The sequence below is a fragment of the Paenibacillus sp. FSL H3-0302 genome (assembly GCF_037982245.1).
GTDB classification, from domain to species: Bacteria; Bacillota; Bacilli; order Paenibacillales; family Paenibacillaceae; genus Paenibacillus_AQ; species Paenibacillus_AQ odorifer.
This window is the reverse complement of the sequence record NZ_CP150284.1, coordinates 3,945,016-3,958,260: the sequence shown is the minus strand read 5'-3', so window position 1 is coordinate 3,958,260 and position 13,245 is coordinate 3,945,016. Positions and strand designations below refer to the sequence as shown.

The following is a 13,245-nucleotide window of genomic DNA, read 5'->3' as shown; positions in this document are numbered from 1 at the left end:
TAGAAGTAAAGTACATGAAAATACATAATCCTTATAATTCAACGACAACGTCGTTTCTCATATAGTCTTTTTTGTAGGATAATGTAAAATAATGGAATTCATCTGTTGATTTATGAAGAACATGTTTGGTACATTTAAAGATACGAATAAGTAAAACTACAGCTTCGGAAAAGGATGGGGCAATTATGAGCGACAATGGGGAATTAACCTATAACGCCAAAAAATATCGTACACCGGATGGTGTTCCGGCCGACATTGTAATGTTTACACTTACCAAACGCGAGCGGAAGACGGTCACTAAGACGCTGCCTTTACGTGAGTTGAAGGTAATGTTAATTAGACGGAAAAAATGGCCATGTGCAGGCATGTGGGCTCTACCAGGCGGATTCTGTCAGGAAGATGAGTCTATATATGATGCTGCAACTCGTGAGCTGAAAGAAGAGACCGGTGTTGATGGAGGTCACTTAGAATATCTTGGGGTTTATAGTACACCTGGCCGCGACCCTCGGGGATGGATTATCAGTCATGCCTTTTTCGCTTTAGTAGAAGAGTGGATGCTGGAGCAAAGACAAGCTTCCGACGATGCGGGTGAAGTGGGTTTATTTACGTTGCAGGAAGCGTTAGAAGAACTGGAGCTCGCTTTTGACCACCATGAAATCATCAAGGATGCATACGTACGTATCCAACAGCAAATGCTGCAGACAACGATAGCAAGACAGTTTTTGCCTAGGCATTTTACGCTAAGTGAGCTTTATCAGGTAATTCAGACAGTAGTGCCAGAATTTAAAGAACCAAATTTTATTCGTAAAATCACGTCAACACGCAGCCGTCAGGGTATATTAAAAGAAGTGAGAGATGAAGAGGGCAATGCACTCAGCTCCAATCAATACTCACAACGCCCGGCTCAGTTGTATATGTTTACAGATCACGAGCCATTGTTGTCCATTTATACGTAGTGTCTTAAATCAGGGGAGGGACGATTCTCATGAGAGCACTAATAGTAATTGACTTTACCAATGATTTTGTCGATGGGAATTTACCGGTTGGGCAGCCTGCAATCGATATCGAGCCAAGAATCAGCCAATTAACGTCTGAGTTTGTCCAAAATGGCGATTATGTTGTAATGGCTGTGGATTTACATGAAGACAATGATCCTTATCATCCCGAGAGTAAACTGTTTCCACCTCACAATGTACGAGGGACTAGAGGGCGGGAGCTTTATGGAAGTTTGAAAACTGTTTATGAAGCTGACCAGGATTCCATCTATTGGATGGACAAAACTCGATATAGCGCTTTTAGTGGAACTGATCTGGAGATTAAGCTGCGGGAACGTGGCATTACTGACCTTCATTTGATTGGCGTATGTACAGATATATGTGTTTTGCACACTGCGGTGGATGCATATAACAAAGGTTTTACTATTACTGTGCACGAAGATGCGGTCGCCAGCTTCAACGCGGATGGACATAAATGGGCACTAAATCATTTCCGGGGAAGTTTAGGAGCAGACGTTGTTAAGGCATAATACTATAAAAAACATACACATACAGCAACGTGGATATTAGGAGATGAGGACTTGAAGAGAGAACTTGCGCTACATACAGATAAATATCAGATCAATATGATGTATGCTCACTGGGTGAATGGAAGCCATAAGCGAAAAGCTGTATTTGAAGCTTATTTCCGCAAATTGCCTTTCGGAAACGGCTATGCCGTGTTCGCAGGATTAGAGCGTATCGTGGGGTACATCGGCGGCTTGCGTTTCACCGAAGATGATATCCGTTACTTGTCGGAGCAAGAAGAAAATTACGCTCCTGCTTTTTTGGAAGAATTGCTGCAATTTCATTTTCAGGGCAACGTTTATTCGATGAAAGAAGGGGCGTTGATTTTCCCGGATGAACCACTAATCCGTGTGGAAGGGACGATCATGGAAGCGCAACTGGTGGAGACCGCTATTCTGAACTTCATGAACTACCAGACGCTGATCGCTACGAAGGCTTCCCGAATCAAGCAGGTAGCTCCGAATGATATACTCCTGGAGTTTGGTACCCGTCGGGCACAAGAAGCGGATGCGGCGGTCTGGGGCGCTAGAGCGGCCTATATCGGCGGCTTTGATGCAACCTCCAACATGCTGGCAGGTAAAATGTTTGGCATCCCTACCAAAGGTACACATGCTCATTCTTGGGTTCAGAGCTTCAGCAGCGAGCAGGAAGCTTTTGATGCTTATGCCAAGGTGATGCCGGATGAAGTTACACTATTAGTTGATACCTTCGATACGTTGCGCAGTGGTGTGCCGAATGCGATTAGAACCGCCAAAAAGCTTGAAGCTCAAGGTAAAAAGATGATCGGTATCCGTTTAGACAGCGGTGACTTGGCCTATCTATCCCGGCAGGCACGGAATATGCTGGATGAAGCGGGGCTCGATTATGTGAAGATTGTGGCGTCCAACGATCTGGATGAGAATACAATCATGGATCTGAAGCTGCAAGGTGCAGCCATCGACACATGGGGTGTAGGCACACAATTGATTACGGCTTCGGATCAACCCTCTTTGGGTGGGGTCTATAAGCTGGTAGAAATTGAGTCCGCAACTGGAGAAATGGTACCGACAATCAAGATTTCTTCTAACCCTGAAAAAGTATCCACACCAGGCAGCAAGGACGTATTCCGGATTATCGGGAAAAATGGCAAAGCGCTAGCAGATTATATCTGCTTCCCGGAAGAGGAATCTCCACGTAACGGCGGTCGGGTGAAGCTGTTTAATCCGCTGCATCCATACATGCACAAGTATGTGGAGCGTTATGAAGCGCTGCCTATGCTTGAGCCGATTTACGTGAACGGCTTCCAGGTCTATACTTTGCCGGATCTGAATGAAGTTCGCCGTTACCATCGGGAGCAGAAGGATCTGTTCTGGCCGGAATATCTGCGTAAGCTCAATCCAGAGGTGTACCGGGTGAATCTGAGTGAGAAGGTCTGGACCAGCAAGCAGCAATTGATCGCGGAGCATATTCAGCCGGAGATTGAGTAGGTTTTGTAGTTTCGATGGAAAGAAGCACGGGAAGATTAGATTCCCGTGCTTTTTTGCGTTTGGGTGAAGCCGACGTTTGGGTGAAGCTTGCGTTTGTTAACTTCGAAAGCCGTGAGTTTATTTTCTGAAAGTATATTTAGCTAGTTTGTCCGCGTATATCTGATTTGGATTTCGTTGCATTTTGTGCAACAGAACACTAGTTAAAGTATATCGACAAATTACCATACACCTAAAAGAATAAGTACATCCGGTAGAATAGGGCGAATTCGATGCGAGTAGGTAAATCAACGGTATAAATCCCGCAGAATGAGGCGAATCCAGTACGAGGAGGCAAATCAACGGTATAAATCCCATAGAATGAGGCGAATCCGGTGTGAGTAGGTAAATCAACGGTATAAATCCCGCAGAATGAGGCGCATCCGGTGCGAGTAGGCAAATCAGCGGTATAAAACCCGCAGAATGAGGTGAATCCGGTACGAGGAGGCAAATCAACGGTATAATTCCCGTAGAATGAGGCGCATCCGGTGTGAGTGGGCAAATCAACGGTATAAATCCCGCAGAATGAGGCGAATCCGGTGTGAGTAGGTAAATCAACGGTATAAATCCCGTAGAATGAGGCACATCCGGTGCGAGTGAGCAAATCAACGGTATAATTCCCGCAGAATGAGGGGAATCCGGTGCTAGTGGGCAAATCAACGGTATAATTCCCGTAGAATGAGGCACATCCGGTGCGATTAGGTAAATCAACGGTATAAATCCCGTAGAATGAGGCGAATCCGGTGTGAGTAGGTAAATCAACGGTATAAATCCCGCAGAATGAGGCGCATCCGGTGCGAGTAGGCAAATCAGCGGTATAAAACCCGCAGAATGAGGTGAATCCGGTGTGAGTGAGCGAATCAACGGTCCCATAAGAAAAGGTGTATCCCCGTTCTACGCAATCGCCAAGAACAATGGATACACCTTTTTTCATGTAAGTGCGAGATATATAGTTTAGTTCTTCTTCCGGAATTTAGCGAATGACCAGATGGTAAGCATCAGCAGGAAGCCCAGACATGTGCCTATGCTGATCCGGTTCTGAGTGTCGAAAAGGAAGGAAATCGTGATAACCGACAAACAGATAAGCGTCAAAATCGTAATATAAGGGAACCCCCACACTTTAAAGCTTGGCTCTTTAGGATAGGTTTTCCGCAGCTTCAGCTGTGATAGACAGATGCTGATCCATACCAAGCTTACTACGAAGCCGGGAACAGCCATCAGCAGCCGGAAAAGTCCATCCTGTGCGAAGTACGCTAACATAGAACCAACAAAAAGAACTATAGCGCAAAGTTTAAGACTGTTGATCGGCACACCTTTTGCTGAGGTCTTTGCTAAGCTACGTGGAGCTTCACCCTGTGAAGCCAAAGAGTGCAACATCCGTGTGGCGCCGTAGATACCGGAGTTAGCAGCAGAGAGCACAGCCGTAATCAGTATGAAGTTCATAACATGGTCAGCACCCTTAAGTCCTGTAGCTGCTAATACCTGCACAAAGGGGCTGGTATGCTCGTTAAGCTGATTCCAAGGAATTAACCCACAGATGATCAGAATTGGAATGGTGTAGAACAGAATAACACGTAAAATGAAGCTTTTGACAACTCTAGGCAACACTTTTTCTGCATCTTGAGTTTCTGTTAAAGTTAGTCCAATCAGCTCAGATCCGCCGTAGGAGAACATGACGACCAGAAGGGCAGAGAAGATAGGTGTCCAGCCTTGTGGGAATAATCCGCCATAATCCGTAAAATTACTTAAATAGGGAGTCCCTTCAGACATAGGCAATAGCCCAAACAATAATGCAGCTCCCAGAATAATAAAGATGATAATCATAGCTATTTTGATTCCTGCTAACCAAAACTCCGTCTCTCCATAACCGCTTACACTCATCATATTGATGCCAATAATTAAAGCACCACTTGCTAGACTCAGTAGCCATAATGGAACATCCGGTAACCAGTACTGCAAGAAGCTTCCTGCCGCCAGCACTTCGATTACGCAGACAGTCAACCACATGAAGCAATATAGCCAACCCACGATAAAGGAGAGCCGTTCTCCAAAAGCCTCGCGGATGAATTCCTTCATATTTTTGTTCGGGTATACCGTGGCCATTTCGGCAATTGCACCCATAACGACTAGTAGCAGCAAGCCTGCCAATACATAGGAGAGAACAACCCCTGGTCCAGCAATGCTTATCGTTTCAGAGCTTCCTTTAAAAATCCCCGTACCGATTACGCCGCCCATCGCCATAAAGCTGATATGCCGTGGAAGCAATTTTTTCTGTAATGATGCTTCGTTTGACTTCACATTTAATGCCTCCTAAGTAGGTTCAAAAAATTACACCAAGAATCAGTTTATCCTGAAATGGACTAGTTGAAAAGTATAAATGATACACATTTGTAGAAATAGAGGTGATTTTTCATCGGTGTGTGATATTTATCATGAAGAATGTGATGAATTTAACATCTTAATTTTTAATTTTATTGCTAAATGAAAGTAGATAAATAAGCTTAGGCAACACTTGGAAAATGCAAGATTTGTCACTTCGCGTCTTGCAAAATCAAGTTACAATCGTTGAAAAAGTCAAAAGGATATTATACTAGATGACATTCTGAAAGGGGCTATGTCGGTGGTACAGTTACCAAAAGTGAACGAGCTCGGATTTTTTGAGATTCGTCTGGAGTCAATTGGAGGGTTGGGTGCGAACCTGGCTGGTAAAATGCTTGCAGAAGCAGGTGTTGTCGGTGCTGGAATGAATGGGGTCAGCTTTTCGTCATATGGTTCGGAGAAGAAGGGATCAGCGGTAAAAGCGCATATCCGGTTTTGTGATTTGAATACGCCTATTCGTGACACGTCTCCGGTTGAGCGTCCGCATGTTGTTGGGGTATTTCACGAAGCATTAGCAAAGACAGTTAACGTAATTAGCGGAATTTATGAACATAGCACAGTATTGGTGAACTCAGCAAAATCGCCGGAGGAATTGAAATCCTCCCTGAATATGATGGCAGGAACTATTGCAGTCGTTGATGCTACAACGATCGCCTTAGATGAGAAAAACCGCGTTAATATGGCGATGCTAGGCGCGTTGTTCCGGATGTGTGATTTCTTGGACCCTGAAATTATGAAAGGCGTTATAGAGAAATCACTAGGCAAAAAATATCCACAGGCAGTACAGTCAGCACTGACTACTTTCGACCGTGGATTTAATGAAGTTAAGTTTATGCATTTTCCACTGCCTGCGGGCGTGACAATGCCTGAGTTCGTGCGGTCTGATATTTCCGCATTGGGTTATGAAACACAGCCTATCGGCGGTACCATTACGAATCCTGGCAGCAGCTTTTTAAAGAACTTGAGCATTTCTCGCTCCGGTTTGCTGCCTCATTTTAAGCAGGAGGATTGTATTCATTGTGCGCAGTGCGATACGGTGTGTCCTGATCTGTGTTTTGTTTGGGATGAGCAGCCTGATAAGAAGGGGCGTCCACAAATGTTCCTGCAAGGTATTGATTATCAATACTGCAAAGGCTGTTTAAAATGTGTAGAAGCTTGTCCTACAACTGCCTTGTCTGGCGAACGTGAGGAAGAGGGCTACGCAGAGAGTCATACGGTCCGGCATATTTTTGATCTCGTTACTGAGGCCTAATTAACGGAGGAAAGGTGGAATACACGTGGCTATAGATTATGAAAAAGAAGTAGGCTCTGCTAAAGTAGAGCAGAAATTCCTATATGAATCCGGCAATGAAATGGCGGCTTATGCTGCTCATCAGATAAATTATCATGTAATGGGGTATTTTCCGATTTCTCCATCGACAGAAGTAGCACAATTTCTTGATACGATGAAAGCGAATGGCCAGCATGATATTATGCTGATTCCGTCAGATGGCGAGCATAGCTCTGCTGGGATCTGTTATGGCGCTTCAACGGCTGGCGGACGTGTATTTAATGCTACCAGTGCCCAAGGTTATATGTTCATGCTTGAGCAATTGCCTGTACAAGCTGGTACGCGTATGCCTATGGTTATGAATCTAATCTGCCGTTCGATCTCTGGACCGCTGAATATTCATGGGGACCATTCAGATTTGTATTTTGCTTTGAATACAGGTTGGCCTATTTTAATGTGCCGGGATCCACAATCTGTTTATGATATGAACCTAATGGCATTGAAGCTTGCGGAACATGCTAAAGTTCGTCTTCCGGTAATGGTGGCTTCAGATGGATATTTCACCTCCCACCAGAAACGCCGCGTTCAAGCTTTTACTCATCGGGAGGATGTTCATAAATTTGTTGGACCACAACCTCCAACAGGCTTTACCGATACTTTAGACCGCAATAATCCGGTAACGGTTGGTCCTTATATGAACGAACCTGACTATATTAACAACCGCTATCAGCAGTCCGTAGCTATGTACAATGCGGGTGAAGTTTTTGAAGAAATTGCGAAGGAATTTGCTGAGTTAACCGGACGTCATTATCCAATGATCGAGGAATATCGGATGGAAGATGCTGAAGTAGCCGTATTCTTGATGAATTCTGCCTCTGAGATTATTAAGGATGTTGTGGATCAGCTTCGGTTGCAAGGGATCAAAGCCGGTGCAATCTCGCCGAATATGATCCGTCCTTTCCCGCAGAAGCAAATTGCTGAAGCGCTGAAAAATGTTAAAGCAATCACCGTTGGTGACCGTGCAGATTCTGTTGGCGGACATGGTGGTAACATGGTCAATGAAATCAAGGCAGCCCTGTTCACATATGGCAACACTACGACTAAAGTAATTAGCCGTATCTACGGTTTGGGTGGTAAGGACTTCTACGCAGAAGATGGTCATGCCTTTTTCCAATTAGCAATAGATGCTGTTGCTGCAGATCGAGTAGACATACCATTTGATTATTATGGCCACAATCCGGGTACACCAGATAAAGCTCCGCAACGTCTTCTGAAGCCAATGGACTTTGACTCACTGAAGACAGGGTTAATCACTGTGAAACAGGATGAAGCAACAGGCAAATTAAGCGTACGGATTCCGCCACTGCGCAGCTTGACGAAGAAACCTAAACGGCTCTCCCCAGGGCATGGTGCGTGTCCAGGTTGCGGGATTTTCTCAGGACTGGAGACTTTCTTTAAAGGGATTGAAGGGGATATCGTCGCACTTTATCATACAGGCTGTGCCATGGTAACGACTACGGGGTATCCGTATTCCTCCCATAAATCAACGTTTATCCATAATCTTTTCCAAAATGGAGCGGCTACCTTGTCCGGTGTCGTAGAGATGTTCTGGGAACGCAAACGTCGCGGTGAGCTGGATGGACTAGGGCTTAAAGAGGACTTTACGTTTGTTATGGTAACCGGAGATGGCGGTATGGACATCGGGATGGGACCGGCAATTGGAGCTGCACTGCGTGGTCACAAAATGATTATTGTAGAGTACGATAACGAGGGTTACATGAATACTGGAGCACAGCAGTCCTATTCGACACCACTGGGTCACCGTACTTCAACCTCCAGTATCGGCAAGCAGCAGCAAGGTAAAGTTACTCAGCATAAAGATACAGCACAAATTATGGCGGCTACTAACATTCCTTATGTCTTCACGGGTTCGGAGGCTTATCCGCAGGATCTGGTGAAAAAAGCGGCAAAAGCACAGTGGTACGCACAAAACGAAGGTTTGGTGTATGGTAAAATCCTGATCGCATGTCCGCTAAACTGGATGTCTGATGATAAGGAAGGCACGAACATCGTATCATTAGCTGTTGAGTCTTGCTTCTTCCCGTTATATGAAGTAGAGCATGGTTCTACGAATATCACATATAATCCTGAAGATAAGGGCAAACGTGTTGAGCTCTCAGCATGGCTGAAGACAATGGGTAAAACTCGTCATTTGTTGAAACCTGAGAATGAGCCAGCTTTACACAGCTTCGAAGAAGAAGTTGAGCGCCGTTGGAATCGTCTCAAGGCAAAACACGAACATCCTGACTTATAAGCTGTGTCTATCTCCAGTATATAAAATATGAAATAACCCGGCAGATTTGTCTGCCGGGTTATTTTGTGGTTAGGGAGCATTTGCGCGTAATTCTAACGGACTCCATAGCAGTTATCGGTCCTAAAACTCCCAAAATGAACCCTTTTTGAAGGAATAGTGTCACTGGAGTCCGCGAAACTTCTGAAAAAGCTAAAAACCAGCAAATAACGTCTCTTAGGTCCTATGTGTTAAAGACTTGGTCATTTACAGTTAGAATAAAGTCCAGTTTCCTTTTACTCTTGCATGTTGTTCTGCTCTAACCAGAAGATAGCGGGTACAAATGACAAGACAAGCACTACCTACGATTAAAGCGCCGAGAGCCCACCACCAGCTAGTACCGATATTATCGTATAACGCCCCGCGCACAAGAACCAGACTATATGTGAGTGGAAACAGAAGGGATAAACCCGTTGCCCATGCTGGGAATACTGCTGGTGGAATACGAACCCCGCCAAACAGCTCCATTGGTGCTTGAAAGATGTAATAAAGTAGCCCTGAATCCCTTGAGAAGAGAGATATCGCACACAGCAAAGCTCCCCATATAACCGCTGATATCATGATAAGTATTAATACAGGTAATAAGGCGCCCCAGTTAACAGTCGTTACGTCCGCAAGAAAAATGAAAGTCAGAATGGAGAAGCAAGCGAACATCCATATTCCGTGAAATAGTGAATATACGGAACGTCCATACAGGAAGGCCATTTTTGACGCTGGCGTTAGGAACACTACCTCAAGTGTGCCCCCTTTGCGTTCTTGTTCGAATAACCATGCGGCTTGCACAACCGTCCAGTATAACTGAAAGACGAGATATCCGCTCAGCAGAAAAAGGGGAATCCGTCCATCTGGTATTACTGTTGAGAGTGCTGATCCTGCTCCGGTTCTAAAGGGCTGCATAGTAAAGTAGGTGGTTAAAAAGGTGAGCGCCGGCCAGAGTAGAAGTGAAAAAAACACTGCGCGTCCCTTAACTCTATTTCGATGCTGCTTAGTGATCTCCGCGCTAAGGGTAAACCATAAGCTATGTAAGTTCATGATACCCTTCCTTCCGAAAGGAGGATAATCGCATCCTCCAAAGTAGGTTTTTCGGATGCGAAGCTTTTAATGCTAAGCCCCTGCTCAGTAGTCCATGGCAGGAGCTCTGTAATGATTCTATCAGCCGAAGGTGTCTTTACAGAAATGCGCTGCAGTCCATCATTTTGAAGTTCTAGTTTTTCTGTTGCGCAGACACCCATTAATTCCGCAGGCTGAGTAACTGTTCGTAGATGCTCTAGTAGCTTGGGACGAAGTGATTCATGCCAGCCTGTAACCTCTAAATGAGCAGTTTGCGAGCCTGCAACCTGATGGATAATCCGTTCAGGTTTGTCACAGAGCAGAAGCTCGCCTCGATTCAGTACATAAACTCGGTCACAAAGTTCTTCGACCTCCTGTAAATAATGGCTGGTCAGAAGGATACCCTTTCCACTGTTCAGTGCAAGCTTTCTTATCGTAATGCGAAGCTGTCTCGCAATGGGGGCATCTAGGCCAAGTGTGGGCTCATCTAGAAATAAGTATTGTGGATCGTTGATAAGTCCGCGGGCGATTTGCAGCCGTTGCTTCATCCCTTTAGAATATTGTTCAACGGGTTGGTCAGCAGCTTGGGTCAAACCTACTTCCTCCAGAAGACGTTCTGCTTCTCTAGCGATGTGAGGGCTGTTCATTCCATAGAGTTTACCGAAGTATTCAAGATTCTCTCTACCTGTGAGCCGCCAGTACAACATTCGTTCTCCTCCGGCGATCATATTTACTTTTTGCTGAATGGCCTGTCGATTCTTGTGTAGTAACATTCCATCGACTTCAATACTGCCGGAGGTTGGCTCTAGGAGAGTAGAAAGCATACGTATTGTAGTGGTTTTTCCAGCGCCATTTAGACCGAGAAGACCTACGATTTCCCCCGCAGCGATATCTAAAGATAGTGATTTCACTGCTGTCACTGATCTTTTTTCCGAACGGAACCAGCTCAGTTTATGTTTGCTCTCGTAAATCTTAGTAACTTCATGCATATTAATCAATGGTTTCACTCCTCCAAGGTTTTAGAATCGTTCGAACAACCCGCGCTCTATGCGCCGGTTTGTCCATTGACCAACCGTTATGTATACAACACTAAGCAGTATGATTGGCCATATGTCAGGTAATCGTATTGCTTCTCCAGTTAGCAGCGAGCCTCGAAGGAGTTGTAGCGCATAGGTCAATGGGAAAATCTCACCTATAACCTGCAAGTAGTCAGGCAAGTATTGCCTTGGAAACTGAAATCCACACAGTAGAGCAGTTAGCGTAAATAGAGTATTTTGCACAATGAAGGTGTCCCTTGTATAAAGCATAATGCTTCCTAGCACCAGCGCCATCGCATAACACGATAGTAAAAATAGCAAAATTCCCACGAAGACAGATAGGAAGTCAACTGAGGGGAGTCGAAGTCCTGCTAAAAGGCCAAAGAAGAGAACTACCAGCAATTCCGCCCCACTTCGATACAACTGCTGGACTGCGTTTCCTAGAAAATAACCGCTCCGGCTTGAAGGAGAGAGCAACAGTGCCTCAAGTGTACCTTCCCTCCATTCGGTAATAAGTGCCCTGGATACGTTCATCATCATACTGACGGAAAATATACTGAGCATACCTCCAATAATTACATAGGTCAGATAGTCCTCACTGCCACTATAGATAGCAAATTTTGAATCTATATCCCCTTTGATTAGATACACATAAGAAAAATAAGAGATGATGACTAGATAAACTCCATCAATAATGTGCCCGAATGTAAAGGTCCAGGGAAAGGCTCTAAGATTAGATTTTTGGTTTCTTTTTAGGGTTGCGATAGCGATATGCCACATATGTACTCACACCTTTCATTAACCTCATTGTTCAAGGTACTGCCTTTGCAGGATGAGCAGATTATCAAAGACTTCTTTGTTCACTGAATAAAATAAATAATTCCCTTTTCGCTGTGATTGGGTAAATCCTGCTTCACTTAGTTGTTTTAGCTGTTTAGAGACCGCAGCTTCAGAAATACCCAATATTGGCGCAAGCTGCTTGGTACAATGCGGCCCTTTCCACAGCAGTTTCAGAATTCGCATCCGCGTATCATCACTTAAAGCTTTGAGTTGGCGCAACAGGTCACTCGGCGGTCCCTCACTAAAGGCAAGACCGGGAACATCCACCGTGAGAGGCAAAAATAAAGTGTCTTCGAACCAGCCAACAAGCAGATGCGGAAATATGAATGTAGAAGGAAAAACGTACACTTGTCCAAGCTGGTCATAAGGAAAGTAATACGTTACAGCCTTTTGTACTGTCAGAGTCCCGTTCTCTGAGAGGAGGCGTGGGTGGAGCGTATTTAATGCCTTTTCCGGGGAACGACTGGCTAAGTCTTGAAACTGAGCGGCTGAGATGTTCATAAATGGTTCGATATAGTCCCATTCCTGCCCGAAATAATCATGTTCGTATGTAATTAATGTTGAGATTAACAGCTTGCGAACACTAGCCAGATTGTTTATCAGGTACTTCACGTTTCCACTCAACTTCATCAGCGAACGTTTGCTTTCAGATTCATTCAGCCATTCGACTATGGTACTTAGTGCAATTTCTTGATTCATAAATAGATACACTAGCTCTGCATCCGGAAGTTTTTTGAGTAGGGTGATTCCTTGATTGCAAGAAATAGGGACACCCATACGGTCCGGTAAATCTAGCAGAGCGATCCAACGTTCTGACAACTGCCCAAGTGTGTGGATGTTCTCCTGTAGAGCAAGAGGCATTCTTTTCTTGAGCTCCAAAGCCCATTGTAATCTTGTTGGATGGTGTTCTGGTTGATGGAAGACATGCAGACTGCATAATAACTCATGAAAAGGACTGACGACCGTTTTGATCTTTCGATTTAAAGTTTGGAGTGAGCTCATCTCTTTCCTTTCCGATTAACTGTTTGGTTAATCAAAAACCACTTTCGCGTAAAGTGTTCAAAATTATAGGGGGAATGATCAGGATTGTCAAATCTTTTATGCAGAAAAAAGCGAGAGCACATCCCCATGCGTTGGACATGGATGTTTCTCTCACTTATAGGATTCTTTTAATAGAGTTATGAAGTAGAGTTTTATCTTCTGCCTCTAGGCATCATGGAGTTATCGCACATGATATCTTTAACAGAATAGGTGT

General features: G+C 44.6%; 11 protein-coding genes. 5 read left to right on the top strand and 6 right to left on the bottom strand.

The window, feature by feature from the left end:
* Nucleotides 1-185 precede the first annotated feature (185 nt).
* The 3 genes from MHH50_RS17545 to MHH50_RS17535 are packed head-to-tail and all read left to right on the top strand — an operon-like array spanning nt 186 to nt 3,028.
* Nucleotides 186-956: an NUDIX domain-containing protein gene (locus tag MHH50_RS17545; protein ID WP_036688055.1), complete on the top strand. Its 771-nt coding sequence runs from the start codon at nt 186-188 to the stop codon at nt 954-956.
* A gap of 29 nt (nt 957-985) precedes the next feature.
* Nucleotides 986-1,525, top strand: a complete 540-nt coding sequence (locus MHH50_RS17540; RefSeq protein ID WP_076194688.1) for an isochorismatase family cysteine hydrolase — start codon at nt 986-988, stop codon at nt 1,523-1,525.
* 51 nt (nt 1,526-1,576) lie between these two features.
* Nucleotides 1,577-3,028 (top strand): nicotinate phosphoribosyltransferase, encoded by a 1,452-nt coding sequence (locus MHH50_RS17535; RefSeq protein WP_076194691.1) that lies wholly within the window; start codon nt 1,577-1,579, stop codon nt 3,026-3,028.
* 229 nt (nt 3,029-3,257) lie between these two features.
* Here MHH50_RS17535 and MHH50_RS17530 read toward each other — a convergent pair whose 3' ends face one another.
* On the bottom strand, nt 3,258-3,998 hold the full coding sequence (locus MHH50_RS17530) for a hypothetical protein (RefSeq protein WP_340033192.1): 741 nt from the start codon (nt 3,996-3,998) through the stop codon (nt 3,258-3,260).
* Between the two features lie 20 nt (nt 3,999-4,018).
* The gene (locus MHH50_RS17525; protein WP_036688050.1) at nt 4,019-5,362 is read right to left on the bottom strand and encodes an amino acid permease; all 1,344 of its coding nucleotides are present in this window, start codon (nt 5,360-5,362) and stop codon (nt 4,019-4,021) included.
* Between the two features lie 322 nt (nt 5,363-5,684).
* Between MHH50_RS17525 and MHH50_RS17520 the strand changes: the two genes are divergently transcribed.
* Both MHH50_RS17520 and MHH50_RS17515 read left to right on the top strand, forming a co-directional pair.
* Complete coding sequence (locus MHH50_RS17520; RefSeq protein WP_038571642.1) at nt 5,685-6,695, top strand: 2-oxoacid:acceptor oxidoreductase family protein; 1,011 nt, start codon at nt 5,685-5,687, stop codon at nt 6,693-6,695.
* Nucleotides 6,696-6,720: 25 nt separating this feature from the next.
* Nucleotides 6,721-9,027 (top strand): thiamine pyrophosphate-dependent enzyme, encoded by a 2,307-nt coding sequence (locus MHH50_RS17515; protein WP_076128294.1) that lies wholly within the window; start codon nt 6,721-6,723, stop codon nt 9,025-9,027.
* A gap of 249 nt (nt 9,028-9,276) precedes the next feature.
* Here the strand turns inward: MHH50_RS17515 and MHH50_RS17510 are convergent, their stop codons facing one another.
* The 4 genes from MHH50_RS17510 to MHH50_RS17495 form a co-directional block, all read right to left on the bottom strand.
* Complete coding sequence (locus MHH50_RS17510; protein WP_076304069.1) at nt 9,277-10,095, bottom strand: ABC transporter permease; 819 nt, start codon at nt 10,093-10,095, stop codon at nt 9,277-9,279.
* Entirely contained in the window at nt 10,092-11,102 is a 1,011-nt protein-coding gene (locus MHH50_RS17505; protein WP_340034625.1) for an ABC transporter ATP-binding protein, read from the bottom strand. The genes MHH50_RS17510 and MHH50_RS17505 overlap by 4 nt, the downstream gene beginning before the upstream one ends.
* 30 nt (nt 11,103-11,132) lie before the next feature.
* Nucleotides 11,133-11,801 carry an ABC transporter permease gene (locus tag MHH50_RS17500; RefSeq protein ID WP_340033191.1) on the bottom strand — a complete coding sequence of 223 codons (669 nt, stop codon included), beginning with the start codon at nt 11,799-11,801 and terminating at the stop codon, nt 11,133-11,135.
* A gap of 153 nt (nt 11,802-11,954) precedes the next feature.
* Nucleotides 11,955-12,992 carry a metalloregulator ArsR/SmtB family transcription factor gene (locus MHH50_RS17495; RefSeq protein WP_081390503.1) on the bottom strand — a complete coding sequence of 346 codons (1,038 nt, stop codon included), beginning with the start codon at nt 12,990-12,992 and terminating at the stop codon, nt 11,955-11,957.
* Nucleotides 12,993-13,245 lie beyond the last annotated feature (253 nt).

Excerpts from the sequence above, each read along its gene's own strand:
- MHH50_RS17545 (WP_036688055.1), top strand. The coding sequence starts at position 186 with ATGAGCGACAATGGGGAATTAACCTATAACGCCAAAAAATATCGTACA.
- MHH50_RS17540 (WP_076194688.1), top strand. The coding sequence starts at position 986 with ATGAGAGCACTAATAGTAATTGACTTTACCAATGATTTTGTCGATGGG.
- MHH50_RS17530 (WP_340033192.1), bottom strand. The coding sequence starts at position 3,998 with ATGAAAAAAGGTGTATCCATTGTTCTTGGCGATTGCGTAGAACGGGGA.
- MHH50_RS17510 (WP_076304069.1), bottom strand. The coding sequence starts at position 10,095 with ATGAACTTACATAGCTTATGGTTTACCCTTAGCGCGGAGATCACTAAG.
- MHH50_RS17505 (WP_340034625.1), bottom strand. The coding sequence starts at position 11,102 with ATGCATGAAGTTACTAAGATTTACGAGAGCAAACATAAACTGAGCTGG.
- MHH50_RS17495 (WP_081390503.1), bottom strand. The coding sequence starts at position 12,992 with ATGAGCTCACTCCAAACTTTAAATCGAAAGATCAAAACGGTCGTCAGT.